Here is a 26,926-nt window from a genome sequence, read left to right on the forward strand (position 1 = left end):
TACGATGGGGATCAGGTCGGCGCGGTGACGGGCACGCCGTGCCGGGATCCGACCGCCCGACGTGGGGACCGTATGGCACAGGCCGGCGACGCGGCGCGCACCGTCATCATGACCGTCGACGACGACCCCGGGGTCTCCCGGGCCGTCGCCCGGGATCTCCGGCGGCGCTACGGCGCGTCGTACCGGATCGTGCGCGCCGAGTCCGGCGAGTCGGCCCTGCAGGCGCTGCGTGAGCTGAAGCTGCGCGGCGACCTCGTGGCCGTGATCCTGGCGGACTACCGGATGCCGCAGATGAACGGCATCGAGTTCCTCGAACAGGCCCTGGACGTGTATCCGGGCGCCCGGCGGGTGCTGCTGACGGCGTACGCGGACACCAACGCGGCGATCGACGCGATCAACGTCGTCGATCTCGACCACTATCTGCTCAAGCCGTGGGATCCGCCCGAGGAGAAGCTGTACCCGGTCCTGGACGACCTGCTTCAGGCGTGGCGCACCAGTGACCACCGGCCCGTGCCCAGCACCAAGGTCGTCGGGCACCGCTGGTCGGCGCGTTCCTCGGACATCCGCGAGTTCCTGGCCCGCAACCAGGTGCCGTACCGCTGGTACTCCTCCGACGAGCCCGAGGGCCGGCGGCTGCTGGCCGCGGCGGGCGCGGACGGGCAACGGCTGCCGCTGGTGGTGACGCCGGACGGGACGCCGCTGGTCGCGCCGGAGGCGCCCGAGCTGGCCGCCCGGGTGGGGCTGGCGACGACGCCGACGGCCGACTTCTACGACCTGGTGGTGGTCGGCGGCGGCCCGGCGGGGCTGGGCGCGGCCGTGTACGGCGCCTCGGAGGGGCTGCGGACGGTACTGGTCGAGCGGTCGGCGACCGGCGGGCAGGCCGGGCAGAGCTCCCGGATCGAGAACTACCTCGGCTTCCCCGACGGCGTGTCGGGCGCTCAGCTCACCGACCGGGCACGGCGGCAGGCGGCGAAGTTCGGCGCGGAGATCCTCACCGCGCGGGAGGTGACCGGTCTGGAGGTCAGCGGGGCCGCGCGGACCGTACGGTTCTCGGACGGCTCGGCGGTCGCCGCGCACAGCGTGATCCTGGCGACCGGGGTGTCGTACCGGCAGCTGGACGCGCCGGGCGCGCGGGAACTCACCAGCTGTGGCGTCTTCTACGGGTCGGCGCTGACGGAGGCGCCCTCCTGCCAGGGGCACGACGTGTACGTCGTCGGCGGCGCCAACTCCGCCGGTCAGGCGGCGATGTACCTGTCCCGGGGCGCCAAGTCGGTGACCCTGCTGGTGCGTGGTCCGTCCCTGGCCGCGTCGATGTCGCACTACCTGATCCAGCAGATCAACGAGGCGCCCAACATCTCGGTGCGCTGCGGCACGGTCGTGGAGGCGGCTCACGGAGAAGGCCATCTGGAGCGGCTGACGCTGCGGGACGTCGGGACGGGCGAGAGCGAACTCGTCGACGCCCAGTGGCTGTTCGTGTTCATCGGCGCCGCCCCGCTCACCGACTGGCTGGACGGCACGGTGCTGCGGGACGAGAGCGGGTTCATCCTCGCCGGCCCCGATCTCACCCCTGACGGCCGGCCGCCGGCGGGCTGGGAGCTGGACCGGCCGCCGTACCACCTGGAGACCAACATCCCGGGCGTGTTCGTGGCGGGCGACGCGCGCGCCGAGTCCGCCAAGCGGGTCGCGTCAGCCGTCGGAGAGGGAGCCATGGCCGTGATGCTCGTCCACCGGTACCTGGAGCAGTCGTGAGCGGCCGGCCGATGCCGTGCAGCCCGCGGGAGATCGGGGCGCTGTTCCTGTTCGAGAAGCTGACGCCCGAGCAGCTGGGCCGGCTGTGCGCCGAGGGCCGGGTGGAGCTGTTCGAGCCCGGGCCGGTGTACGCCGAGGGTGACCCCGCCACCTGCTTCTACGTGATGATCGAGGGCACGGTCGTGCTGTCCCGCCGGGTCGGCGGGGACGACGTGGAGGTGAACCGGACCTCCCAGCGCGGGGTGTACGCCGGGGCGATGCAGGCGTACCTCGGGGACCGGGTGCCGCAGGTCTACAACAACTCCATGCGCGTCACCGAGCCGACGCGGTTCTTCGTGCTGCCCGCCGACACGTTCGCGAGCATCATGCAGGAGTGGTTCCCGATGGCGGTCCACCTGCTGGAGGGGCTCTTCTTCGGCTCGAAGAACACCCAGCGGGCCATCGGGCAGCGTGAACGGCTGCTGGCGCTCGGTTCGTTGTCCGCCGGTCTCACGCACGAGCTCAACAACCCCGCCGCAGCGGCCGTACGGGCCACCGCGACCCTGCGGGAGCGAGTGGCGAAGATGCGTCACAAGCTCGCCGTCATCGCCGAGGGCCCCTTTTCCCGTGACGTCCTGGCCGGCCTCATCGACATCCAGGAGCGCACGGCCGAACGGGTCGCCAAAGCGCCGGTGTTGAGCCCCCTGGAGGCCGCCGACCGGGAGGACGCCGTCACCGACTGGCTGGAGGACCACGGCATCGCGGAGGGCTGGCGGATCGCCCCCACCTTCGTGCAGGCGGGCCTCGACCTCGACTGGCTGGACCAGGTCGCGGCGGCCGTGGACGAGGAGATCCTCCCGGGGGCGATCGGGTGGCTCAACTACACGGTCGAGACAGAGCTGTTGATGGACGAGATCGAGGACTCCACCACCCGCATCTCGCACCTCGTCGACGCGGCCAAGCAGTACTCACAGCTCGACCGGGCCCCCTACCGGGTCGTCGACGTGCACGAACTCCTCGACAGCACCCTGCTGATGCTGTCGGGCAAGATCGGCCCGCGGATCAAGGTCGTCAAGGAGTACGACCGTACGCTCCCGACGATCCCGGCGTACCCGGCGGAGCTCAACCAGGTGTGGACCAACCTGATCGACAACGCGGTCTCCGCCATCAACAGCGCGGGCGGGGACGGCACCTTGACCGTGCGCACCGCGCGCGACCACGACCGTCTGCTGGTGGAGTTCCGCGACACCGGCGTCGGCATTCCGCAGGAGATCCGGGGGCGCATCTTCGATCCCTTCTTCACGACCAAGCCGGTGGGTGAGGGGACCGGGCTCGGCCTGGACATCTCCTGGCGGATCGTCGTCAACAAGCACCGCGGCAGCCTTGAGGTCGAGTCCGAGCCGGGCGACACGCGCTTCCACGTCCTCCTTCCGCTCACCACCGCGGACCCCGACACGCCCGAGGAGCCGACATGACCGACGACACCGGAATCGATCCCAGCGTCCCGCCGAGCGGCACCGGGTGCGTCGAGTGCGACGCGGCCGGCGGATGGTGGTTCCATCTGCGGCGCTGCGCTCAGTGCGGGCATGTCGGCTGCTGCGACAGTTCGCCTGCGCAGCATGCCACCGGGCACTACCGGGCCACTGGGCACCCTCTCGTGCAGAGTTTCGAGCCGGGTGAGGGATGGTTCTGGAACTACGACACGAACGAGTTGTACGAGGCCGGTCCAGAGCTGGCTCCTCCGGCGAGCCGCCCTGCGGATCAGCCGGCGCCAGGGCCTGCGGGGCGGGTGCCGGTGGACTGGGCGAAGACATTGCGCGCCTAGGCCGTGTCCGCAAAGTCCCTCCTGCGGACACGGCCTAGGAGGTGCAGGTCGGCCCAGACGCTGTCGATCACGAGTGACAGGATGTAGGCGTGTCGCCAACCTCATTCGTCACGCCGTTCGTCGGCCGGGAGAACGAACTCGCCCGCCTCACCGGTGTATTGGAACGTGCCCGTGGTGGTGAAGCCCGAGCGGTGCTGATCGCGGGGGACGCCGGGGTCGGGAAGACACGGATGCTGGACGAGGTCGCGGGACGGGCCGTCGAGGCCGGTACGACCGTGCTCACCGGGCACTGCGTCGATCTCGGTGACGTCGGTCTGCCGTATCTGCCGTTCACCGAGATCCTGGGCGCGCTCGCCGGAGACGAGCGGTTCGCGTCCGCGCTGGCCGCCCACCCTGTGGTGGACCGGCTGCTGGGGGCCGGGACGGACGCCGTGCCGGAAGTGGGCGGGCGGCTGCGGCTCTTCGAGGGCATGGCGGGGCTGCTGGCCGACCTGGCGGACATCGCGCCGGTGCTGCTCGTGCTGGAGGACCTGCACTGGGCCGACCAGTCCTCCCGTGACCTGCTGAGGTTTCTGCTCGGCAGGGGCGTCCTCCAGCGGTCGGCGGGCGGTGCGCCCACCCGTCGGCCGGCGGTGTTCGCCTCGTACCGCGCCGACGACCTGCATCGCCGCCACCCGCTGCGTCCGCTGCTGGCCGAGCTGGTGCGGTTGCCCGCCGTGGAGCGACTGGAGCTGCGGCCCCTGGCCGACGACGACGTGGCCCGCCTGGTGCGCGCCCTGCACGACCGTCCGCTGCCGGACGGGACGGTCCGGCGGATCGTCGAGCGCGCCGAGGGCAACGCCTTCTACGCGGAGGAGTTGCTCGCGGCCACGGACACCGAGGCGGGGGGCGTGCCGAGCGGGCTGGCCGACGTTCTTCTGATCCGGTTCGAGCAGCTGTCCGACACCGCCCAGCAGGTGCTGCGCACGGCCGCCGTCGCCGGGCGCCGCGTCGAGCACGATCTGCTGAGGGACGCCGTGGGGCTGCCCGAGGAGGAGTTGGAGTCGGCGCTGCGCGAAGCCCTGGGGCGGCAGCTCCTCGTGCCCGGCGACGACGGCACGTACGCCTTCCGGCACGCCCTCGCCCGGGAGGCGGTGTACGCCGACCTGCTCCCCGGTGAGCGGGCCCGGCTGCACGGCACGTTCGCCCGGCTGCTGGCCGGGCGGGAGCACCGTGCCGAGAGCGCGGCGGAGCGCGCCCACCACTACCGCGAGAGCAACGACCTGGCCGAGTCGCTCGCCGCGTCCCTGGAGGCCGCCGACCACGCCCGGCTCCTCGGCGCGCCCGCCGAGGAGCTGCGGCACCTGGAGGCGGCCCTCGACCTGTGGTCGGGGGCGTCCACGCGGCCTCCCGGGACGGACAGCGTGTCGCTCACGCTGCGCGCCTCGGCCGCGGCCGCGCACGCCGGGGAGCTGCACCGGGCGGTCTCCCTCGCCCGGTCCGCGCTCGCGGGCATCGACCCGGACGCCGACTCGGAGCTCGCCGCCCGGGCCCGCTACACGCTCGCCGGGAACCTGCTCAGCGTCGACAGCCTGACGTCCGCCTTCGCCCACAGCAGCGAGGCGCTCGCCATGATCCCCGCCGAGCCGCCGTCGCGTACCTGGGTGTGGGCGGCGTCCACCCATGTCCTGGCGGCACGCCAGGTCGGGGAGAACGAGACGGCGCTACGGCTCGCCCGGCAAGCCCTGCGCGTCGCCGAGGAGTTGCAGGTCACGGATGCCATCGCCGACCTCCTGACCTCCCTGGCCGTCCTGGAAGGGGGCGGCCGGCGTACACCGGAGGGCCGGGAGCGGCTGCGCGAGGCCCGGGATCTGGCGCGGCGGTCGGGCAACGCGCCGGTGGAGATGCGCGCCCTGTTCAACCTGGCCGTCGGCTGCTTCGAGTCCGGCGACCTGGCGGGGTGCCTGCCGTGGCTCACCGAGGGCCTGGACCGGGCCCGCCGTGCCGGGCTGCTGTCCTCGCCGTATCCGCTGGAGATGCGGTATCTGCAGCTGCTGGCTCTGTACACGCTGGGCCGCTGGGACGAGTGCGTGCGCGCGGCGGCGGCCGATGCCGAGGTGCTGCCCGCCGCGGGCGGTTACACGGCCGGCCCCGCGCTGTACGTGGCGCTCGCGCGGGGCGACGCCGACGTCGCCGACCGGGCGCGTGCCCTGTTGGAGGGGCCCTTCGACTGGATGGCCACGCTCGTCGCGGGCCTCGTGCTGACCGGCGCCGCCGCGCTGCGCCGTGACGCGGAGGCGGCCGTGCGGCGGATGCGGTCCACGGTGGAGGCGCTCACCGACGAGGCGGGCACGCCGCCCTCCGTCACGGTCCGGCTGGCCGCCCTCGCCCTGTCCGCGGTCGCCGACACGGCCGCCGAGTTGCGGCTGGCCGGCGACGAGGGCGGGGCGCGCCGCTGGGCGGACACCGCGTCGGAGCTGGTGGAGCAGGCTCGGGCCTCCGCCGCCCGTGGGGAGGACGGCACACCGCAGGGACCGGAGGGTCAGGCGTGGCTGGCCCGCGCCGAGGCGGAGCGGATCCGTGCCGAGTCCGGTCCGGACGCGGCGGCCTGGGCGAAGGCGGTCGCCGCGTTCGACTACGGCGACGCCTACGAGCGGGCTCGCTGTCAACTGCGCCTGGCGGAAGCCCTGCTGGTGGCCGAGCGCCGTGCGGAGGCGGCCGCCGAGGCCGCCGCGGTGCGGGAGACGGCCGCGCGGCTCGGCGCCACACCCCTGCTGGAGCAGGTGGACGCCCTGGTCCGCCGCGGCCGGCTGTCGGACGACGCGGTGGCCGGCGACCGGGCTTCGGCGCTCACCGCCCGTGAGCAGGAGGTGCTGCGACTCCTCGCCCTCGGCCGCAGCAACCGGCAGATCGGCGAGGAGCTCTTCATCAGCGGCAAGACCGCGAGCGTGCACGTGTCCAACATCCTCGCCAAGCTGGGCGCCGCGAGCCGTACCGAGGCGGTGGCGATCGCCTACCGGCAGGGGCTGGTCGCCCCGGAGCCGACGGCTTAGGGGTCAGGAGCGGGCCTCAGCGCCGACGACCGCAGTCGAGGTCCGTCAGGTCCACGGCGTCGGCCATCGCCTGCATTCCCCTGTCGTTGGGGTGCAGATGGTCGCCGCCGTCGAAGGCGGGGCGGATCCGTTGGTGGTCGTACGGGCTGCGCAGGACCCGGTCGAAGTCGGCGACGGCGTCGAACTCCCCGCTGCCGCGGATGAAGGCGTTGACGTCCCGGCGGACCGCCTCGGCGGCCGGGTCCCATTCCGACCAGCCCTTGAAGGGGGCGATGGTCGCGCCGACGACGCACTTCCCGGCCGTGTGGGCACGGTCGATGATCGTCCGGTAGCCGTCGATGAGGTCCTGGGCGGTGACGCCGGTGTGTGCCTTGATGTCGTTGACGCCCTCGAAGAGGAACACGGTGCGCACGCCCGGCTGGGCCAGGACATCCCGGTCCAGCCGGTTGAGGGCACTCTGGCCGTCGCCGTCCGCCAGGATCTTGTTGCCGGCGATCCCTTCGTTGGCCACGCCCTTGACCGCCGTGCCGGCCCGTTGCAGTCGCCGGGCGAGGTAGTCGGGCCAGCGGCGGTTCCGGTCGGAGGTGGAGTGCCAGCCGTCCGTGACGGAGTCGCCGACCACGACCACGGCACCGGTGCGCGGGCGCGTGCGGACGGAGACGGCGTCCAGGTAGAACCAGGAGCCCATCCTCCCCGTCCAGTGGGCGCCGCTCTCCTCGGCGGTGTGGTCGCCCTGGGTGGCGTACGACGTCTGCAGGGCCATCCAGTGACCGGTCACCGGGCCCTCCGCGTCGGGCGAGTGGATGCTGATCACCAGGTTGCTCGCGGCGGGCAGTCTGCCCGGCCGCGGGTCGCTGAGGGCGGTGGCACCGGCGGGCACCGTGACGGAGCGCTCGCCGGCGAAGGTGAGCCGCCGGTTGCTGCCGCGGACCAGTTCCGGGCCCTCCTTCTGGAGGCCGGCGTAGACGCTGTCGAAGGTCACCGGCCGGTCCCCGTAGGCGTTGGAGAGCCGGATCCGCAGGCCGCTGCCGCCGACGCTGGTGTGCACGACCATGCGGTAGCCGCGGTCGGCGCCGGCTTCGCCGACGCGGTCGGCGCTCGCTCCCCAGGTGATGACGCCGTCCGGCGGGTCGGCCGCGGCCTGCACGGCCTGTCCGGGAGTGGCGTCCAGAACGGCGGCGGCCAGGGCGACGGTGAACAGGCGGCACGCCCGCTGGTACCGGCCCGTCACGGGGCGAAGTCCTCGGGGAGGGATTCCGGGTGGTCGGCTCGGGTGTGCAGCAATATCTCGATCATGGCTGTCGGGGTACCCCAGATGGGCCGTCGACCCGGACGATACCGCAGCGCTTGTCCGACTCCCCCACCAGGTACCTGGCCTCGATCGGGGGCCGGATCTGTCCTGACGGGTGACGCACGCACCCGTAAGACCGAATATCCACTCTTCATCCCTTTCCCGGCGATACCTTGCGAACTCTCCGCTCGTTGATCACCGAGCACATCAGCTGACGCGCCGGCAGAAGGCGCCGCGAGGACGGGAGAGAGCCGGATGCTCTCAGCAACACTGCGCCGGGCCACGACGGCGGGCACGGTCCTGCTGTCCCTGCTGGCCGTCCCCGCGCACGCAGCGTCCAGGGAGTCGGCCCCGCCCACGGTCGGCGAGCTGCCGGAGCCGGACCCCACGGGCCTGCGCCGCGTCCTGAGCAGAGCGCTGACGCAGGGCGCGCCGGGCGCGATGGCACGGGTGGACGACCACGGCACGGTCCTCCAGACGGCCGACGGGGTCGCCGACCGCACGACCGGACGGCCCCTCACCCACGCCGACCGGTTCCGCATCGGCAGCGTCACCAAAACCTTCTCCGCCGTCGTGCTGCTGCAACTGGCCGACGAGGGGAAGCTGAACCTCGACTTCCCCGTCAACCGCTACCTGCCGGGTCTGCTGCCCGACGACCGGATCACCGTGCGGCACGTGCTGAGTCACCGCAGCGGCCTGTACGACTACACGAACGACATGTTCGCAAGGACGGTCCCCGGCTTCGAGGCGGTCCGCGGCCGGGTCTTCACGTACCGCGAGCTGGTGGACCGTTCACTGCGGCGCCCCCGGACCACCGGGCCCGGCGGAGCCTACTCCTATTCCAACACCAACTTCGTGGTCGCCGGGATGCTCATCGAGAAGCTGACGGGCCACTCGGTGCGGACCGCGTACCAGGAGCGGATCATCACCCCGCTGCAGTTGCGCGACACCTTCTACGTCCACCCCGGCATGCGGATCCCGGGCCGTCACGCCCGCGGCTACCTCACCCCGGACGAGGCCGACACGGCACTGGTCGACGCCACCGAGCAGACGGTGTCCTGGGCGCAGAGCGCGGGCGCCCTCATCTCCAGCACCCGGGACCTGAACACCTTCCTCGCGGCCCTCCTCGGCGGCCGGCTGACCTCCGCCGAGCAGTTGGCGCAGATGCAGCGGTGGGTACCGTCGGGCGGCTCGCAGGCGTACGGGCTCGGTCTGCGGCGGCGCGACCTGTCGTGCGGGGTGTCGGTGTACGGGCACACGGGCGCCGTTCAGGGCTACTACACGTACGCGTTCGCGTCGAAGGACGGACGGCGCAGTCTCGCCGCGCTCGCCAACACGTCCAACAACGGCAAGGTGCTGAACACCATGCTGGGGACCCTGGAGTCCGCCTTCTGCGGCAAACCGGTCAAGGTCCGGCCTGCCGCCTGACGGGAACCCGCTCGCCCCGCCGGACGTTTCCCGGACAATCCCCTCGGGGCGCGAACAACGACACACCAGGGCGGCACGATGGGCGAGTTGGTCCCCGGCGGCAATCTGGTGCTCCCGGGTGGTTCCGTGACCGTCCGGGTGCCCGGCCGTTTCGACGTGTCGGCGCTCATCACGGATGACGGCGGCAAGGTCAGCGGCGACGGGGACTTCGTGTTCTACAACCAGCCGCAGGCTCCGGGTGCCCGGTTGCGGGGTGACACGCTGACCGTCGACCCGCCGAGACTGCGGCCCGGGGCCACCCGGGTCACGGTGGCGGTCAGCCCCGCCGAGCCGGAAACTCCACTCGGTCGTCTGCCCTCCCCCACGCTGCACGTCACCGACGCGGTCGGGCGTCCCCTGGCCCGGTTCACCCCGCCGCGCCCGCGGCAGGAGACCGTCCTGCTGCTGGCGGAGATCTACCGGCGCGGCGACCACTGGAAGCTGCGTGCGGTGGGCCAGGGATACGCCGACGGACTCGCGGGCCTCGCCCGGGACTTCGGGGTGGACGTCGTGGACGACCCACCGCCGGCGCCCTCGCCGCAGGCCCCCTGCTCCGGCTCCGACGGCGCCCCTGGCCCGGTCGGCTCCTCCCCTGCCGTCGGCTCCCCTCCCGGCTCCTGCGACCCCGACGGCTTCCTCGGCCTGGTCAACTCCGCCCGCACCGGGGCCGGTTCTCCTCCCGTCTCCCTCGACGCCCGGCTGACCTCCGCGGCCCGGGACCACGCCACCGCCATGGCGACCGCCGGTCGCCCGGGCGTCGAGGGCCAGGACGGCGTCTCGGTTCACCAGCGCGTCATCGCCGCCGGATACCGGTACCTCACCGTCGGCGAGCACCTGGTCTCCGGCCCGCGCACACCCGCGGAGTTCGTCGCGTACTGCCTGCGCACCGACCAGCCCCGGCGCGTCCTGCACGACCCGGCTTTCCTCCACGCCGGTGTGGCGTCCGTCGCCGCCGGACCTTCCGGGGACACCTACTGGACCGCACTGTGGGCCCGGCCTCTCACGCCGGGCGGCCTGGCCCGGACCGAGGCCGACGTCATCGGCCTCACCAACCGGGAGCGCGCCCGGGCGGGGCTGCCGCCCCTGGCCCCCGATCCCCTGCTCGCCACCGCCGCACGGGCGCACAGCGCGGACATGGTGGCCCGTGACTTCTACTCCCACACCTCGCCCGACGGCAGCAGGCCCTGGGACCGAGCCGCCGCCGCGGGCGCCACCCGGCGCGCGATCGGCGAGAACATAGCCTGCGGTCAGCGCTCCCCCGCCGAGGTGGTCGAGGGGTGGATGAACAGCCCCGGTCACCGCGCCAACATCCTCGGTCCCGAGTTCACCCACATCGGAGTTGGCTTCGCCGGCGGCGGCCGGGCCGGCACGTACTGGACCCAGCTCTTCGGCGGCTGACGGCCGGTCGGCTCGTCCGCGATCTTGGCGGAACGAAGTCGTCCGGGCCAGGATGCCTGCATGAAGGGTGACCTCTTTTCCAGCGAGCACATGGTGCAGCCCGCCACCGCGCCGGGCATGATCGTCGAGAACGCCAAGTGCATCAGGTATGCCGTGAGCGGCGAGATGCTCGCCCGGCAGGGCGCGATGGTCGCCTACCGCGGCAACCTCCAGTTCGAGCGCAAGGGGCAGGGCCTGGGCGGCATGCTCAAGCGCGCGGTCACCGGGGAGGGGCTGCCGCTGATGTCGGTGCGCGGGCAGGGCGAGGCCTGGTTCGCGCACGAGGCGCAGAACGTCTTCGTCGTCGAGGTCGACCCGGGCGACCAGTTCACCGTCAACGGCCGCAACGTCCTGTGCTTCGACGCGTCGTTGTCCTACCGCATCGAGACGGTGAAGGGCGCCGGCATCGCCGGTGGCGGGCTGTTCAACAGCGTCTTCTCCGGGCACGGCCGGCTGGGGCTGGTGTGCGAGGGCAATCCGCTGGTCATCCCGGTCTCGCCGCAGTACCCGGTGTACGTCGACACGGACGCGGTCGTCGGCTGGACCGCGGGCCTGGGGACCTCCCTGCACCGCTCGCAGTCCCTGGGCTCGATGCTGCGCGGCGGCTCCGGGGAGGCCGTGCAGCTGATGCTCCAGGGCGAGGGGTACGTCGTCGTACGGCCGAGCGAGGTGACACCTCAGAAGGCACAACAGCACTGAGGGGCAGGTGATCTGCGCCTCACAGGCAACCCGCCCGGTTCCGCCGACGTCTTGATCGACAACAGGTGATGCCCTGGCCTCCTGGGCCAGGGCTGGATCTCCATGTGCTATACACGCCGTGTATACGCTCTGTGTATACACGGTGTGTGAGCGGAACCGAAAGGCATGCATGTACGGCAAGGCATTCGCCCCGGAGTATCAGGGCGCCCTCACCACCCTGTCCGTCAACTCCTCGCTGACCGACGTACTGGCAGCCGGAACCGAGCAGTTACGTGCGGCCGAGCGGGCCGGGCGGCACGACGAGGCGGCGCGGTCCGGGCTCGCGGTGGCCGAGGCCCACCGGCGGCTGGGCCGGATCGGCGAGGCCGACCGGGCGTGGAAGGCGAGCTACCGGGCCGCTCGCACGGCCGGGGACACCGCGGCGATGGCCTGGGCGCTGTGGAGCGGCGGCACCCTCGCCCGGCAGCGCGGGGCCTTCCGGCTCGCCCGGCGGCTGCTGGAGCTCGCGGCCGGACTCGGCGAGCGCGGCGGCGACATCGTGGTCCGCGGCTACTCGCTGGCCGGGCTCGCGGAGACCGGCCGGATCCAGGGCGACTACGAGGCCGTCGGCAGGCTGCACGAGCAGCTGCTGGCCGAGGCGCGCAAACGCGGGGAGGCCCGGCACACGGTGTGGGCGCTGGAGGGCATCGCCCAGATGCACCGCAACACCGGCCGGTACGACAGCGCGTACGCGCTGTTCGAGGAGGCGGCCGGGATCGCCGCGCGTGCCGACGACCGGCGCGGTCACGCCTGGGCGCTGCGCGGGCTCGCCGACGTCGTCTCCGTGCGGGACGGTGACGTCGGGCGGGCGCTGGAGCTGCTGTCCGAGGCGGAGGTGACCTGCCGTGCGATGAAGCTCACCAGCGCGCTGGCCTACAACCACAAGATGCGCGGCAACGTCCTGTACCGCGCCGGGCGGTACGCCGAGGCCCGCGACCTCTACGAGCAGGCGCTCGCGGAGTTCCGCGAGATCGGCGAACCGCGCGGCGAGGCGCTCTCCCGGCTCGGGCTGGCCAAGTCCCTCGCCCGGCTGGGGCGCGACCGGACCGAGACGGCGGCCGAACTCGCCGACCTGGCCCGGACGCTGGAACGGATCGGCCTCAAGCACGCGCGCGAGATGGTGGGGCGGGCCCAGGAGGAGTTCGGCATACAGAGCGGCCCGGCGGTGGCGGCGGAGGCCGTACGGTGAGGGCGCTCTCCTCGACGGTCCACGCGCCCGCCGGTGCTCCCCGGCTCCTCGCCCGCTGCCGCGCGTTGGTGCGGCCCGCGCTGGAGGAGGCCGTCGGGCGGATGCATCCGTGGGTGGGTGAGATGGCCGCGTACTCCTTCGGCTGGTGCGAGGTGGGCGGCGCCCCGGTCGTCGCCTCCGGCGGCAAGGGCGTACGGCAGGCGCTGGCCGTCCTCGGGGCCGAGGCCGCCGGTGCGTCCGGGCGGGCCGGGGTGCCCGCGGCGGTCGCGGTGGAGCTGGTGCACACCTTCTCCCTGCTGCACGACGACATCATGGACGGCGACCCGGCCCGGCGCCGCCGCCCCACGGTGTGGAAGGCGTACGGCACCGGGCCCGCGGTCCTCGCGGGGGACGCTCTGTTCGCGCTGGCCGTCGAGACGCTCGCCGCCACCGCGGCGGGCCCGGAGGCTCTTCGGGTGCTGTCCGCCGCGCTGGGCGACCTGGTGCGTGGGCAGGCCGACGACCTGCTGTTCGCCGCGCGGCCCTGGACCGGACCGGAGCGGGTGCGGCCGGACCAGTACCGGACGATGGCCGAGCACAAGACGGGAGCCCTGCTCGGCTGCGCGGCCGCGCTGGGCGCGCTGCTCGGCGGCGCGGCGCCCACGACGGTCGACGCCCTCGACCGGGCCGGGCGGCACCTGGGGATCGCCTTCCAGGTCGTCGACGACCTGCTGGGAATCTGGGGCGATCCGGCCGTCACCGGCAAGCCCGTCCACGGCGATCTGCGGGAGCGGAAGAAGACGTTTCCGGTACTGACCGCACTCGGCGCCCCCGTACCCGCCGCCCGGCGCCTCGCCGCGCTTCTGGAGTCCGGCGCCGAACCCGAGGAGGCGGCCGTGCTGATCGACGAGGCCGGCGGCCGGTCGGCGGCCCTGGCGGAGGCACGCCGTCAGATCCTCGCGGTGGAGGCCGCGCTGGCCGACGTACCGCTGGAGGCCGGCGCGGCCGGTGAGCTGCGGTCGCTGCTGGACTTCCTTGTGCGGCGGGACCTTTGAGCCGGGTGTGGTCACTGCTCCCGGACCCACCTGCTCCGTCCCACCGACGGGCAAGCCGAGTTGACCTGCGTGGCCATGGGCAGCAGGGTTCCACCGTGCGCGGATCCCCGCCCCGCGCCGGGAGGATGACTGTCTTGATCGGAATCACGGAGATCCAGGCCGCGGCCGAGCGGATCGCCGGACACACCGTGCGCACCCCGACCGTGTCGAGCCCCGGCCTGTCCGCGCTGCTGGGCGCCCCCGTCACGGCGAAGCTGGAGCTGCTGCAGCGCACCGGCTCGTTCAAGGCGCGCGGGGCGACGGCGAAGCTGCTGTCGCTGAGCGAGGCCGAGCGGGCCGCCGGTGTCGTGGCGGTCAGCGGCGGCAACCACGGCATCTCCGTGGCGGTGATGGCCTCGGCCCTCGATGTGAAGGCCACGGTGGTCATGCCGCGCTCGGCGCCCGCCCGGGCCGTGGAGATCGCCCGGGACGCCGGCGCGTCGGTGCGGGTGACCGACGACATGGACGGCGCGTTCGCGCTCGTGGGCCGGCTGCGGGAGGAGGGGCTGACCCTGGTCCACCCCTTCGACGACCCGGTGGTGATCGCCGGGCAGGGCACCGTCGGGCTGGAGTTCGCCGACGACGCCGGCGAACTCACCGACGTACTGGTCAGTGTCGGGGGCGGCGGGCTGATCGCCGGCGTCGCGGCTGCGCTGCGGGCCCGCCGCCCGGACGTGCGGGTCTGGGGCGTGGAGACCGAGGGGGCGCAGGCCATGTCCGAGGCGCTGGCGGCGGGCGGCCCGGTGCCGGTCGCGCTGTCGTCGATCGTGTCCACGCTCAGCGCGCCCTCCGCGTCGCAGCTGACGTACGACCATGTGTCCGCCCTGGTCACCGAGGTGCTGGTGGTGCCGGACCGGGAGGCGGTGCAGGGGTCGCTCGACCTCGCCGACCACGCGAAGGTGTGGGCCGAGCCCGCCGCCGGCTGCCTTCTGCCCGCGGCCCGGCGGGTGCTGGAGCGGGTGGGTGACGGGGCACGGCTCGGCTTGGTGGTGTGCGGAGGCAACGCGACCACCACCGATGTGATGGCCTGGTCGGCTCGCTTCGGCCTTCGCTGACGGCTCGGGCGCCCCGTCGATTCGCCGGTGAATTCCGGCCGGGGGCGCGCGAGTTCGTTCACACGCCATTTTACCGGTGGTTACCCCCAGGTCGGCCGAAGATATTCGTTTCCGCGGCCACCGGTGGTGGAATTCCACGCCGTCGGCAGCCGAGCGGGAGGCCGAGGTCGGGCGCGCGTATCACCCCGAATGACTCCCTTCTTCGCACACTTGCACGCATCTTTTGAATAAAAGCCAGGAGCGCCCGGGAGTTTCGGATCCATTTGAACGCAGCCCACCTCACTCGTCGTACCTCTGGGAAAGCTGAAAGCCACGGTGCAACGAGGGATGGCCATGGGCAGGGCGCACGTCTCCACACACGAGTTGGTCGCCGGAAGGTATCGCCTTCTCGAGGTCGTCCATCGCGAAACGAACCGCATGTGCTGGTACGCGGAGGACACCCAGGACGCACGCCCGTGCCTGGTCACGCAGATCGGCCTCCCGGACGACCCCGACGGCACCGCGGGCCGGGTCACCAGCCGCTTGGTCCACACGAGCGAGACCGTGGCGCGCCTGTGCCCCGGGCGGGTCGCCACGGTCGTCGACGCCGTCGAGGAGTACGGCTCCCTGTGGACGGTCACCGAGTGGATCGACGGTGTTCCCCTGGGCGACATCCTCGCCGAGCGGGGCCCCTTCGATCACGTGCGGACGGCGCGGACCGGGCTGCAGATCCTGGAGGTGCTTCAGGCCGCGCACGGGGAGGGCATCACGCACGGCGAGCTGAGTCCGGGCCAGGTGTTCGTGCGCGAGGAGGGCTCCATCGTGGTCACCGGCTTCGGGCTGGCCGGCGCGACCCTCGCTCCCCGGCTCGCCGCGCCGTCGTACGCCTCCCCAGAGCAGGCCCGCGACGAGCGGATCGGACCGGCGGCCGATCTGTGGGCGCTCGGCGCGATCCTCTACACGATGGTCGAGGGGCGCCCGCCCTTCCGGGACCGGGGCCGGCCCGAGGCCACGCTGAAGGGCGTCGACCGGCTGCCGCTGCGCACGCCGGTGCGGGCCGGTCCGCTCGCCCAGGTCGTACAGGGGCTGCTGCGCAAGGACTCGCGGGAGCGGCTGACCCGCCCCGTGGTCCGCGAGGCGCTGACCCGCGTGCTGACGGAGGACCCCGACGTGGCCCTGCAGGCCGCGCCCGGTCCCCGCCTGCGCGGCGCGTACGCCGCCGCCTTCCACATGGGCCGGGCGTGGAGCAGACGCACCATGGTCGCCGGCACCACCCTGGCCGTCGTCACCGTCGCGGTGGGCGTCCTCGCAGCCACGCAGGGACTGCCCGGTACCGACACCGGCGCCGACGACTCCGCCACCGGAGCGCAGCAGCTGCCCTCGGCCCCCGCGTCCGGGATTCAGCCCAGCCCCTCGGCCTCCGCACCCGGTACGCGCACGCCCAGCCCGTCGGCCTCCGTCTCCCCGCCGGGCGACAGGACCGAGGAGAGCACCCCCCGCCCGACCGCCACCCCGTCCCCGTCGGCCCCCGCCCTGCCGCCCGGCTACCGCAGCCACCACTCGCCGGAGGGCTTCTCCGTAGCCCTGCCCGAGGGCTGGAAGCCGCTGCAGACCAGGCGCGCGGAGGATGCGACCCGCGTCATCTTCGGCGCGGACGGTGACCATCGCACGCTCACGGTCACCTACAGCGAACGCGGCGTCGAGGATCCCGTGGCCGTCTGGCGCGACGAGGTCGAGCCCAATCTGAAGCAGGCGGGCGGCTACCGGCGGATCGGGGAGATCCGCGCGACGACGTACCAGGGCCGCGAGGCCGCCGACATGGAGTGGGTCGCCACGATCGACGGCGTCCAGCTGCGCACCTTCGGCCGCGGCTTCCTGCTCGAGGGGGGCCGGAGCTTCTCGCTGCGCTGGACGACCCCGGCCGACGACTGGGAGGACGCGGAGAACGAGGAGGCGCTCAAGACCTTCCTGCGGACCTTCCGGCCGGCCTCAGACTGAGTGACGTGGGGCGCGCAGGGTGCGGAGCGGCCCGGCGTGCAGGGGGCTCGTGCGCCACCGCGCCGTGAACGTCCCGTCCGCCAGGGAGCACGTCACGATCAGATGGTGCGGTGTCTCCAGGAACGCCACGTCCACGACAAGGGTGCCGGCGTCGGCCCATCCGCCGCTCACCGCCGTTGGAACCGGCTCCTCGGTGACGGTCCACCCCTGCGCGCCGAGCCGCAGCTCCAGCCGGTCGCCGTCCTCGGTGAGGCTGAGCGTCCAGCCGTCCGGACCCGCTGTGACGTCGGCCGCGGTCACGCCCGGCTGGTCCGCGCAGACACCGCCGTACGGCGTGAACGCGGCGCCCGACCAGTCCTCGGCCCGCTCCTCGGGCGCGGACTTGCCGGCGGCCGGCGGCAGCGCGAGCCGGGCCAGCCGCTCCCGCAGGGACGCGTCCTGCTCCTCGCGTCCGGTCAGCGGCGCGGGCCGGAACGCGGGCAGCAGGTGTTCCCAGGCGAAGTCGAGCACCTGCTGCATCCTCACGGTCTCGCCCGTCAGAGCGATCACGGCGTCGTGCTCGGGCAGCACCAGGCAGAACTGGCCGTACGCGCCGTCGCCGCGGTAGCCGTGCCGGGACTTCCAGAACTGGAAGCCGTAACCCTGGTGCCAGTCGTTGCGTTCCGTCTCGCCGAAGGCGTCCGTCGTGGCGATGTGCGGGCGCGTGGCCTCGGTGACCCACGCCTGGGGAAGCAGCCGCTCGCCCTCCCAGACCCCGCCCCGCAGATACAGCTGGCCGAGGCGGGCGACGGCGTCGGTCGTGGCGTGCAGACCGCTGTAGCCGAGCTCCCGGCCGGAACCGTCCCGCAGCCAGGCCACGTCGCCGATGCCCAGCGGGTCCAGCAGCCGGGGCCGCAGATAATCGGTGAGCGGCTGCCCGGTCACGCGCTGCACGATCGCGGCGAGCGTGTACGTGGTGGGCTGGTTGTACGCGAACACCGTGCCGGGATCACGGTCCGGCGGCAGCAGGAGGAAGCCACGCACGGGCTCCGCCGGATCGAGCGCGAGCGTCTGCTCGATGGTCTCCGCCTCGTGCCCGCTGGCCATGGACGCCACGTGCCGGACGAGCATCGCGCGGCTGCGCGGGTCGGTGATGTCGGCCTCGAACTCCGGGAAGTACGAGAGCACCGTGTCGTCGAGGCCGATCAGTCCCTCCGCCACGGCGAGCCCGGCGGCCGTGCCGGTGAAGCTCTTGCTGATCGAGTACAGCAGCTGGGGGCGCTCGGCCGTGTACGGCGCCCACCAGCCGGAGGCCACGACATGGCCGTGGCGCAGGATCATCAGGCTGTGCGGCTCGATGTCCGGGGCGGCTTCGAGTGCGTCGAGGAAGGCGTGGACACCGGACGCGTCCACTCCCTGGTCGGCGGGGGCGCTGGAGGGCAGCGGGCGAACACTCATGCGAGCATCCTGCCCCTCAGACCGGTGGTGATCGAGAGGTTTGTTCGCGCCAGAGGTGCCGGTTTTCACCCCCGGCGGCCCGGGGACTCGCCCCGCATGGTGCGAATCGGATACACGATGATGACCGAGCAGGCCGGTCCCCGTGAGCTCGTCGACCATGTGGTGCGGGCCGAGGAGGCGGGCTTCGACTTCTCGGTGACCTCGGACCACTACTTCCCATGGCTGCGCTCGCAGGGTCACTCGCCGTACGCGTGGAGCGTGCTGGGCGCCGCCGCCCAGGCCACGTCCCGCATTCCGCTGATGACGTACGTGACGTGTCCGACGTTCCGCTACCACCCCGCGGTGGTGGCGCAGAAGGCGGCGACGCTGCAGTTGCTGTCCGAGGGCCGGTTCCGGCTGGGGCTCGGCTCGGGCGAGAACCTCAACGAGCACGTGGTGGGCGGCGGCTGGCCGTCCGTCGACGTACGGCACGAGATGCTGGAAGAGGCGGTGCAGATCATCCGGGCGCTGTTCAAGGGCGGCCATGTGAACCACCGCGGCACGCACTTCGACGTGGAGTCGGCCCGGCTGTGGGACCTGCCGGACAGCCCGCCGCCCATCGGCATCGCCGTCTCCGGCGAGCAGTCCTGCGCCCTGGCGGGCAAGTACGGCGACCTGGTGATCGCCACGGAGCCCAAGGCGGGGCTGCTGGAGGCCTTCGACCGCAACGGCGGCGAGGGCAAGCCCCGCGTGGGCCAGCTGCCGGTGTGCTTCGACCCCGACCGGGACACGGCCATCAAGCGCGCCCACGCGCAGTTCCGCTGGTTCGGCAGCGGCTGGAAGGTGAACTCCGAGCTGCCGCACCCGGATGCGTTCGAGGCGGCGACCCAGTTCGTCACGCCGGACGACGTGGCCGACTCGATCCCCTGCGGCGACGACCCGGAAGCCTTCGTCGAGGCCGTACGCCCGTACGCCGAGGCCGGATTCACCGAGATCGCCCTGGTGCAGATCGGCGGCGAGTCGCAGCCGGCGTACCTGGACTGGTCGGAGAAGACCCTGCTGCCGGCGCTGCGGGACGCCTTCGGCTGATCCACACCCGGTCGGCGCGGACCCGTCCTCAGGAGCGGATAGGCTTCCCGCCTGCACGTTCGTGCAGGGAAGATCAGTGAATACCCTGTCCTGACCAGGAGAGCCATCCGTGACACTGGCGATCGCCCCGTCCGAGACGTCCCCCGTGCCCCTGTCCGACCTCGTGGCGCGGGACGCCCGTGAGTTCGGGGTCTACGCCCGGACCGGAGGCTGGGCCTTCGGGCTGATGGTGGCGCGCAGCGTGCGCCCGGGCGGGCAGAGCGCGAGTGAGACGCCGAAGGTGTCGGCGAAGGAGTTCGCCGAGCTGGCCGGGTGCTCCCCCGAGCGGGTCATGCGCTACTACAAGGCCTGGGACCGGGCCGCCGACGACGGTCTCGTTCCGCACTTCGAAGCGCTGACGCCGGGTCAGGAGGTGCAGCTGCCGGACGCCGACGTGTGGCTGAGCTACTACGTCTCCCGCTCCGGCGCCACGTCCGAGCGCGGCACCGCCATCGCCGAGGCCGCCGAGGCGGAGGGCATCCGCCCGACGAAGGCGCTGGAGGTCGCGGAGAACCCCACCGCGCTGCGCGCCGCGATCCTCGCCGACCCCTCCACGGCCCGGGCCGCGCGCCGGGCGCTGCTGGACCGGGTCGGTGATGACCCGGAGCTGCAGGCCGAGTTGGCCCGCGACATCGTGCGCGCCGACGACCTGAAGAAGGCCGTCGCCAGCGAGAGCAGGGCGGCCGACCGGATCGGGTACGTACGCCAGATCGCCGAGTCGGGGCAGATCAGGACCCCCGCCGGGCAGACCGTGGACGCACCCGCCGACCTGCGCCAGGAGGCCGAGCGGCATCTGTCGCTGATCGACGGACTGGACGAGGACGAGGACACCGGCGAGTGGGCGTCGGAGGCGTACGACACCCTCAGGACCCTCGTCGCCGAGACGGTGGAGGCCGATCCCGAGCTGCGCGTGACGGAGCGGCGCACGCGGTTCTACAGCAGTGTGCAGAAGGCGACGCGGGCCTTCGAGGAACTGACCTTCGACGATGCCCGGGAGTTCTACGAGGACGACATGGTGCAGCGGCTGGAGGAGTTGCAGCGGGCCGTGGCCACGTGCATCGAGGCACTTCGTGGGGCGCGGGTAAATCACCCGCTCGATTGAGCATCTTGTGCGCGGACGGGGTACTAGAGGGCTCTACGTCTGTTCTCCGCGGAGGCCCTGTCGTGAACTCGTTCGTGCACAAGACCCTGGTGGTGCAGCTCCAGTCGGGCGTCACGGACCGTTTTCCCGTGCTCGCCCATCTGAGCTACGACATCGCCGACCCGTTCGCCGTCACCGTGGTCTTCAGCCATGACGGCCGCGTGCTCGCGCGGTGGCGGCTGGACCGGGAGATGCTCGCCGAGGGCCTCGCCGGCCCGGTCGGCGTGGGCGACGTGCGGTTGCGCCCCGTCTCGCGCGGCGTGTGGGAGGAGCTGCGGATGGAGCTGCTCGGCGACGCGCGTCCCGACGGGGGCCGCCATCACGCCGTGGTGTTCGCGTGGGCTTCGGCGATCGACGCCTTCCTGCGGGAGACCCACAGGATCGTGGAGCCCGGGCGGGAGGAAGTCCACGTAGACGACTTCCTGGCGGAGATCCTCGCCCGGGGCTGACGGAGGCCGGCCGAAGGCCGTACGCGTGCCATCGGCCGTGCCGTCCGTCATGGGTCACCGCGACGTGTGGCGGTGCCGCGTCCACAGCGGCAGGGCGAACCAGCACAGCAGGTACCACCCCACCACGGCCGCGACCAGAAAGGGCACGAAGCCGTCGTGGGTCGCGACCCGCAGGATCAGCAGCAGTGAGGCCGTCGTCGTGGCGAGCAGCAGCACGAGGCCGAGCAGGGTCAGCCGGGACGCCACCTGTACCGCCTGCGGCTTCACACGTCGCCCGGAGACCAGGCGGTGCAGGGACACCGGGCCGATCAGCGCGCCGGTCGCGCAGGCGCCGAGGACGACCGTCACGATGTAGATGACCCGGTCCGTGTCCGCCAGGTCGTCGTACTTCGGTGTGAACACGACGGTGAGCAGGAAGCCGAACAGGATCTGGACGCCCATCTGAGCGACCCGGACCTCCTGGATCAGCTCCTGCCACATCCGGTCCGCTCTCTCCTCCTCGGTCTCGTCGCGCCCCCTGCGCCTGCCCGCCCCGCCTGCCGTGTCCGACACAGTGCCTCCTCGTTGCCGGCGACCTTCCGTCCTTCTCCTTCCGCGAGTTCCCCGTGCGCGGCCGTCCTGTCGCCTGTTTGAGCGATCAGCGGGCGGTTACACGGACCGCGGACTGAACACGACAGGCCGAGGAGGTCCCAGGCGATGACCGACACGCAGCTCACCGTGACGCTCAGCGGTGGCGGCATCGAGGACGCGCGCGAGGTCGTGCGCACACTTCAGGGCGTGTTCGGGGAGCCGGACGACCTTCCGGCCAACGAGCACGCGACGGTCCGTACGGCCGTCTTCACGTCCCCGGCGACGGTGGAGGCCTCGGGTTCGCCGCAACCGGGCGCCGTCCGGCTGTCGGCACCCGTGACGGTCACCGTCCAGGGCTCCCCGCAGGCCGTCGCAGCGGCGAGCGACACGCTGGCCCACGCCTTCAGGACCCGCGACGAGGGGGTGGCCTCCGGCGACCAGGAGCAGGAGAGGCAGCTGCTCCTGGTGCCGTGAAGAGGCTGCCTACCAGCGGCCCTCGACCTGGTCCTTGATACGCCGTTCGTACAGGTCGCGGATCTTCGTGAGCGTCTCCTCGGACAGCTCCGGCAGCCGGGCCGCGTCCGCGTTGGCGCGGGCCTGCTCGGGCGAGCGGGCTCCCGGGATCACGGTGGTCACACCCGGCTGCTGGATGATCCAGCGCAGCGCCAGCTGTGCCGGGGTGCATCCCAGCGGGGCGAGTGCGGCGAACTCGGCGGCGGCCTCGACGCCGGTCACGTAGTCGACGCCGGAGAAGGTCTCGCCCACGTCGAAGGACTCGCCGTGCCGGTTGTAGGTGCGGTGGTCGTTCGCGGGGAAGACGGTGTCCTTGGTGTACTTGCCGGACAGCAGGCCTGAGGCGAGCGGCACCCGGGCGATGATGCCGACGCCCGCTTCCCGCGCCGCCGGCAGAACCTCGCGCAAGGGCTTCATACGGAACGGGTTGAGGATGATCTGCACGCTCGCCACGTTCGGCCGGGCGATCGCGGTCAGCGCCTCCGCGCAGGTCTCCACACTGACGCCGTAGGCGGCGATCCGCTCCTCCTCGACAAGGGTGTCCAGGGCGTCGAACACCTCGTCCGTGGAGTAGACAGGCGTCGGCGGGCAGTGCAGCTGCACCAGGTCGATACGGTCGACGCCGAGGTTGCGCCGGGAGCGGTCGTTCCAGGCCCGGAAGTTGTCCAGGACGTAGTTCTCCGGGATCTGGTCCACGCGGCGGCCCATCTTCGTGGCGACCAGTACGTGCAGATCGGGCCGCGCGCTCAGGAACGTCGCGATGGTCTGCTCGCTGCGTCCGTCGCCGTAGACGTCCGCCGTGTCGAAGAAGGTCACCCCCGACTCGGCTGCCGCCTCCAGCACGGCCAGGGCTTCCTTGTCGTCGACGTCTCCCCAGTCGGCCCCCAGCTGCCACGTGCCGAGACCGACCACGGAGGCGTGCTGACCCGACCTGTCGAATGTGCGCTCGTCCATGGGCGTCAGTCTGACATCCGTCACGTCCGTGCGTGGAAGTACCCGCTCCGGCGCGACTTGTGAAAGTTTCACTCACAGGAGTGATGAGACAGGTCAGGAGCAGGGCTCTTGTGGACCCGGCTCCTAGCGTGAGTCCGTGACCGACCTCCACCTGCCCTCGGACGACTCGGACGACAGCCGTCCCGCTCCCTGGACCCGTCGGGGTTTTCTCCGCACCGCCGCCGCTCTGTCCGCCGTACCCGTGGTGCTCTCGGCGGACCCGGCCGTCGCCGCGCAGGAGTTGCCTGACTTCCCTGCGGGCGTCGCCCTCTACCGCTCGGCGTACCGGAACTGGGCCGGCGAGATCACCGCCGACGGCCTGTGGGCCTGTGCTCCGGCCGACGCGGACCAGGTGGTCGCCGTCGTCAACTGGGCCTGGCGGCACGGCTGGAGGGTGCGTGCCCGGGGTTCCTCGCACGGCTGGTCGCCGCTGACGGTCACGGAGGGGACCCGGTCGGCCGCGCCCCTCCTCCTGGTCGACACCGCCACCCACCTCACCGGCCTGGCCCTTCGGTCCCCGACCGCCGTACGGGCCGGGACCGGCGTCACGATGGAGGCCCTGCTCACCCACCTGGAGCAGCACGGCCTCGGAGTCACGGCCACGCCCGCGCCCGGCGACCTGACCCTGGGCGGGGCGCTGGCCGTCGACGCGCACGGCACCGCCGTACCGGCGGAAGGCGAACAGCGGCCGCCCGGCCACACGTACGGCTCGCTGAGCAATCTCGTCCTGTCGCTGACGGCGGTGGTGTGGGACGAGGCGAGCGACGCCTACGTACTGCGGACGTTCCGCCGCGACGAGGAGGACTGCGCCGCGTTGCTCACGCATCTCGGGCGGTCCCTGGTCACCGAGGTGGTGCTGCGGGTGGGGGCGAACACCCGCCTGCGGTGCGTGAGCCGTGTCGACATTCCGGCCGGTGAGCTCTTCGCGGCCCCCGGCAGCGGCGGTCGCACCTTCGAGAGGTTCCTTCAGGAGTCCGGACGGGTCGAGGCGATCTGGTTCGCCTTCACGGAGTTCCCGTGGCTGAAGGTGTGGAGCGTCTCCCCCAGCCGGCCGCCGACCTCGCGGCGGGTGACGCGGCCGTACAACTACCCGTTCTCCGACAACGTCCCGACCCCGGTGGCGGACCTGGCCGGGCGGATGGTCTCGGACGGGGCCTGGCATCTGGCGCCGGCGCTCGGCCAGGCGCAGTACGACACGGCCGCGCTGGGGCTCGTGGCGACCCTGTCGGCGGACATCTGGGGGCCGTCCAAGAACACCCTGCTGTACCTGAAGCCCACCACGCTGCGGGTCCACGCCAACGGGTACGCCGTGCTCACCCGCCGGTCCCGAGTGCAGCGCGTGATCGCCGAGTTCACCTCCTTCTACCGGGAGCGGCTCTCGGCGTACGCGGCCCGGGGCCGCTTCCCGGTCAACGGCTCGGTGGAGATCCGGGTGACGGGCCTCGACGACCCGGCCGACACCGGACTCGACGGCGCCCGCGCCCCGCTGCTGTCGGCGCTCCGGCCGGCCACGGAGCATCTCGAGTGGGACACGGCCGTGTGGCTGGACGTGCTGACGCTGCCCGGCACACCGTACGCGGAGGCGTTCCTGCGTGAGATCGAGCGGTTCCTGCTGGGCGCGTACGACGGTGGCCACGCCCTCGCCCGGGTCGAGTGGTCCAAGGGCTGGGCCTACACGGACCAGGCGGTGTGGAGCGACGAGGAGGTGCTGGGCAGGGTGGTGCCCGGCTCCTTCGGTACGGCCGTGTGGCAGCGGGCGTCCGGCGTCCTGGACCGGCTCGACCCGCACGGCGTCTTCGCCAACGCCTTCCTGGACCGCCTGTTCGGCTAGGGCGTGAGGTGGGCCTGCACCGCGGGCGCGTACCGGTCGACCAGAGCGTCGACGGTGGTGGCGCGCAGGTGGGTGCCGCGGGCGATGCCGTACATCACGCCGAGGCCGAGCAGGGTGGCGACGGCCAGTTCGGCGCGCAGGCCGGTGTCGGGGCCGGTGAGGCGCTCGGTGAGACGGTCGGTCACCTGGGTGCGGAAGTTGGCGCGCAGGATGTCGCCCTGTGCGCCGTGCAGGGGCGCGAACACGATACGGAGGAGGGGGTCGGCGCCGTGCTCGGACTGGCTGACCAGCACATGCCGGACCATGTGCCGGCCGAGTTCCTCCAGCGGGGCGTCCAGCAGGGCGTCGGCGTCGGACTCGAAGGACATGACGCGGGCGAAGAGGGCGTCCTTGTTGCCGAAGTACTTCAGGATCAACGGCGGGCTCACCCCGGCGCGTTCGGCGACGGCCTTGAGCGTGATGTCGGCGTGGGCGTGACGCGCCAGGAGGTGGCGGGCCGCCTTGAGGATGGCCGCCTTGGTGGCCTCGGCGTCCCGGCGTGGGGGCGCGGACGTGGGGGGTGGGGTGCTCACGGCACTCATGCTCCCTCCATCGCCTCGTCCCGGGCACGGCGGGTGCGGCTGCGAGCGCTGTCCGGCACGCGGTCTCCGGGTATGGACAGTGCCGTCGCGCAGGCCGCCAGGGCGACCGCGCCGGCCATCGCGAAGGCCAGCAGATAGCCGTGCAGCGTCGGTACCGGCGCCCCGCCGACCAGGCTGGTGCGGTGCACCAGAACGGCGGCCACGGCGGCGCTGGAGACGGCCTGCCCGATGGTGCGCATCAGGACGTTGACGCCATTGGCGGACGCGGTCTGTCCGGCCGGTACGGCGCGCAGGATGAGGGTGGGCAGCGCCGAGTAGGCGAGGGTGGTGCCGGTCGCCACGACCGTGGCACCCAGGATGATCATCCAGAGGTCACGGCTGTCGACGATGCGCAGCCCGTAGCCGAGGGCGATGACGCCGGCCCCGAGGGCGAGGGTGACGCGCGGCCCGCGCGCCGCGGAGACACGGGCCGACAGCGGCGAGAACAGCAGCATGGTGACGCCCCCGGGGAGCAGGCACAGGCCGGTGGCGACGATGGACAGCCCGAGCCCGTACCCGGTGGCCTCGGGCGCCTGCACCAGCTGGGCCGTGACGAGGGAGTTGGCGTAGAACGCGAACCCGGTCAGCAGGGCGGCCACATGGGACAGGCCGACCCTGGGCCGCGACACGAGCCGCAGGTCGACCAGGGGCCGTTCGGCCCGCAGCTGCTGCCACCACCACAGGGCCAGTACGACGACGGCGCCGGCGAACAGCGCCACGATCCGCGGGCTGCCCCACCCCCACTGCCCGCCCTGGGACACCCCGAGCAGCAGGCACACCAGTCCGGCCGCCAGCCCCAGCGCACCCGGCACGTCGAACCGGCCGGGCTCGCGCACCGGCGACTCCCTTACGGCCCACCGGACCAGCGTCACCCCCGTGGCGCCGAGGGCGCTGGTCACCCAGAACATGGTGTGCCAGTTCGCGTACTGCACGATCACCGCGGCGAGCGGCAGGCCCAGCGCGGCCCCGATGCCGACGGTGGAACTCATCAGCGCGACCGCGCTTCCCCGGCGCTCCGGCGGGAGTTCGTCCCGCAGGATGCTGATGGACAGGGGGACGACGGCGGAGGCGGCGCCCGAGAGGGTGCGGGCGGCGATGAGCACGCCGATGTCGGAGGTGACGGCGCACAGGACGGAGCCGGCGGTCATCAGCCCGAGGGCCGCCATCAGTACCCGTCGCTTGCCGTACATGTCACCGGCCCGGCCGAGGACCGGGGTGAGGACGGCCCCGGACAGCAGGGTCGCCGTGACCATCCAGGAGACCGCGCCCGCCGAGGCGCCCGTCAGCCGCGGCAGGTCCGGGAGCAGCGGGACGACGACGGTCTGCATGACGGCCATGAGGATGCCGCCGAACGCCAGCACCGGCACGGTCGACCGGGCCCGCAGGCCGGTCCGTCCGGTGTGCGGTGTCGGGGCGGCCTGGTCCATCGGCCCTCCAGGGAGCGGACGAAAAG

At 72.8% G+C, this 26,926-nt stretch carries 22 protein-coding genes; 16 read left to right on the forward strand and 6 right to left on the reverse strand.

All coding sequences use genetic code 11. The features are described from left to right. Positions 1 to 72 precede the first annotated feature (72 nt). From NW895_RS28855 to NW895_RS28870, 4 genes are all read left to right on the forward strand, one after another. Positions 73 to 1,749 carry an FAD-dependent oxidoreductase gene (locus tag NW895_RS28855; protein ID WP_289939205.1) on the forward strand — a complete coding sequence of 559 codons (1,677 nt, stop codon included), beginning with the start codon at positions 73 to 75 and terminating at the stop codon, positions 1,747 to 1,749. After that, positions 1,746 to 3,203, forward strand: a complete 1,458-nt coding sequence (locus NW895_RS28860) for an ATP-binding protein (RefSeq protein ID WP_289939206.1) — start codon at positions 1,746 to 1,748, stop codon at positions 3,201 to 3,203. Before NW895_RS28855 ends, NW895_RS28860 begins: the two co-directional genes overlap by 4 nt. After that, on the forward strand, positions 3,200 to 3,553 hold the full coding sequence (locus NW895_RS28865) for a UBP-type zinc finger domain-containing protein (protein WP_289939207.1): 354 nt from the start codon (positions 3,200 to 3,202) through the stop codon (positions 3,551 to 3,553). Before NW895_RS28860 ends, NW895_RS28865 begins: the two co-directional genes overlap by 4 nt. A gap of 89 nt (positions 3,554 to 3,642) precedes the next feature. Continuing rightward, positions 3,643 to 6,585, forward strand: a complete 2,943-nt coding sequence (locus NW895_RS28870; protein WP_289939208.1) for a helix-turn-helix transcriptional regulator — start codon at positions 3,643 to 3,645, stop codon at positions 6,583 to 6,585. 16 nt (positions 6,586 to 6,601) lie between these two features. On the opposite strand, the gene NW895_RS28875 is transcribed toward NW895_RS28870, so the two are convergent. Further along, positions 6,602 to 7,816 carry an SGNH/GDSL hydrolase family protein gene (locus NW895_RS28875; protein ID WP_289939209.1) on the reverse strand — a complete coding sequence of 405 codons (1,215 nt, stop codon included), beginning with the start codon at positions 7,814 to 7,816 and terminating at the stop codon, positions 6,602 to 6,604. Between the two features lie 315 nt (positions 7,817 to 8,131). On the opposite strand from NW895_RS28875, the gene NW895_RS28880 reads away from it, so the two are divergent. From NW895_RS28880 to NW895_RS28910, 7 genes are all read left to right on the forward strand, one after another. Further along, positions 8,132 to 9,304: a serine hydrolase domain-containing protein gene (locus NW895_RS28880; RefSeq protein WP_289939211.1), complete on the forward strand. Its 1,173-nt coding sequence runs from the start codon at positions 8,132 to 8,134 to the stop codon at positions 9,302 to 9,304. Between the two features lie 78 nt (positions 9,305 to 9,382). Further along, on the forward strand, positions 9,383 to 10,741 hold the full coding sequence (locus NW895_RS28885) for a CAP domain-containing protein (RefSeq protein ID WP_289939212.1): 1,359 nt from the start codon (positions 9,383 to 9,385) through the stop codon (positions 10,739 to 10,741). A gap of 60 nt (positions 10,742 to 10,801) precedes the next feature. Beyond that, the gene (locus tag NW895_RS28890; protein WP_289939213.1) at positions 10,802 to 11,479 is read left to right on the forward strand and encodes an AIM24 family protein; all 678 of its coding nucleotides are present in this window, start codon (positions 10,802 to 10,804) and stop codon (positions 11,477 to 11,479) included. 169 nt (positions 11,480 to 11,648) lie between these two features. Next, entirely contained in the window at positions 11,649 to 12,707 is a 1,059-nt protein-coding gene (locus tag NW895_RS28895) for a tetratricopeptide repeat protein (RefSeq protein WP_289939215.1), read from the forward strand. After that, complete coding sequence (locus tag NW895_RS28900) at positions 12,704 to 13,741, forward strand: polyprenyl synthetase family protein (protein WP_289939217.1); 1,038 nt, start codon at positions 12,704 to 12,706, stop codon at positions 13,739 to 13,741. The genes NW895_RS28895 and NW895_RS28900 overlap by 4 nt, the downstream gene beginning before the upstream one ends. 134 nt (positions 13,742 to 13,875) lie before the next feature. Then, a complete protein-coding gene (locus NW895_RS28905) occupies positions 13,876 to 14,835 on the forward strand; it encodes a threonine/serine dehydratase (protein WP_289939219.1) in 960 nt (319 codons plus the stop codon). 333 nt (positions 14,836 to 15,168) lie between these two features. Beyond that, positions 15,169 to 16,812 carry a serine/threonine-protein kinase gene (locus NW895_RS28910; RefSeq protein ID WP_289939221.1) on the forward strand — a complete coding sequence of 548 codons (1,644 nt, stop codon included), beginning with the start codon at positions 15,169 to 15,171 and terminating at the stop codon, positions 16,810 to 16,812. Here the strand turns inward: NW895_RS28910 and NW895_RS28915 are convergent. Then, complete coding sequence (locus NW895_RS28915; RefSeq protein WP_289939222.1) at positions 16,804 to 18,249, reverse strand: serine hydrolase domain-containing protein; 1,446 nt, start codon at positions 18,247 to 18,249, stop codon at positions 16,804 to 16,806. The genes NW895_RS28910 and NW895_RS28915 overlap by 9 nt on opposite strands. Before the next feature lie 96 nt (positions 18,250 to 18,345). Here NW895_RS28915 and NW895_RS28920 point away from each other — a divergent pair, with 96 nt between their 5' ends. The 3 genes from NW895_RS28920 (at position 18,346) to NW895_RS28930 (ending at position 20,946) form a co-directional block, all read left to right on the forward strand. Continuing rightward, the gene (locus NW895_RS28920) at positions 18,346 to 19,317 is read left to right on the forward strand and encodes an LLM class F420-dependent oxidoreductase (protein ID WP_289939223.1); all 972 of its coding nucleotides are present in this window, start codon (positions 18,346 to 18,348) and stop codon (positions 19,315 to 19,317) included. 109 nt (positions 19,318 to 19,426) lie between these two features. Further along, entirely contained in the window at positions 19,427 to 20,458 is a 1,032-nt protein-coding gene (locus NW895_RS28925) for a hypothetical protein (RefSeq protein WP_289939225.1), read from the forward strand. Positions 20,459 to 20,520: 62 nt separating this feature from the next. Then, positions 20,521 to 20,946 carry an SsgA family sporulation/cell division regulator gene (locus NW895_RS28930; RefSeq protein WP_289939226.1) on the forward strand — a complete coding sequence of 142 codons (426 nt, stop codon included), beginning with the start codon at positions 20,521 to 20,523 and terminating at the stop codon, positions 20,944 to 20,946. Positions 20,947 to 21,000: 54 nt separating this feature from the next. Here the strand turns inward: NW895_RS28930 and NW895_RS28935 are convergent, their stop codons facing one another. Further along, positions 21,001 to 21,498, reverse strand: a complete 498-nt coding sequence (locus NW895_RS28935; protein WP_289939227.1) for a DUF6328 family protein — start codon at positions 21,496 to 21,498, stop codon at positions 21,001 to 21,003. A gap of 144 nt (positions 21,499 to 21,642) precedes the next feature. Between NW895_RS28935 and NW895_RS28940 the strand changes: the two genes are divergently transcribed. Then, positions 21,643 to 21,990 carry a hypothetical protein gene (locus NW895_RS28940; protein ID WP_289939228.1) on the forward strand — a complete coding sequence of 116 codons (348 nt, stop codon included), beginning with the start codon at positions 21,643 to 21,645 and terminating at the stop codon, positions 21,988 to 21,990. Between the two features lie 9 nt (positions 21,991 to 21,999). Here the strand turns inward: NW895_RS28940 and NW895_RS28945 are convergent, their stop codons facing one another. Further along, positions 22,000 to 22,983 carry an aldo/keto reductase gene (locus NW895_RS28945; protein WP_289939229.1) on the reverse strand — a complete coding sequence of 328 codons (984 nt, stop codon included), beginning with the start codon at positions 22,981 to 22,983 and terminating at the stop codon, positions 22,000 to 22,002. 136 nt (positions 22,984 to 23,119) lie between these two features. On the opposite strand from NW895_RS28945, the gene NW895_RS28950 reads away from it, so the two are divergent. Then, the gene (locus NW895_RS28950) at positions 23,120 to 24,853 is read left to right on the forward strand and encodes a cholesterol oxidase substrate-binding domain-containing protein (protein ID WP_289939230.1); all 1,734 of its coding nucleotides are present in this window, start codon (positions 23,120 to 23,122) and stop codon (positions 24,851 to 24,853) included. On the opposite strand, the gene NW895_RS28955 is transcribed toward NW895_RS28950, so the two are convergent. Then, positions 24,850 to 25,434, reverse strand: coding sequence for a TetR family transcriptional regulator (locus tag NW895_RS28955; RefSeq protein WP_289939231.1), 585 nt, complete (start codon positions 25,432 to 25,434; stop codon positions 24,850 to 24,852). The genes NW895_RS28950 and NW895_RS28955 overlap by 4 nt on opposite strands. Continuing rightward, positions 25,431 to 26,900 (reverse strand): MFS transporter, encoded by a 1,470-nt coding sequence (locus NW895_RS28960; protein WP_289939233.1) that lies wholly within the window; start codon positions 26,898 to 26,900, stop codon positions 25,431 to 25,433. Before NW895_RS28960 ends, NW895_RS28955 begins: the two co-directional genes overlap by 4 nt. Positions 26,901 to 26,926 lie beyond the last annotated feature (26 nt).

The organism is Streptomyces sp. S.PNR 29 (assembly GCF_030386795.1).
Taxonomy (GTDB): Bacteria; Actinomycetota; Actinomycetes; order Streptomycetales; family Streptomycetaceae; genus Streptomyces.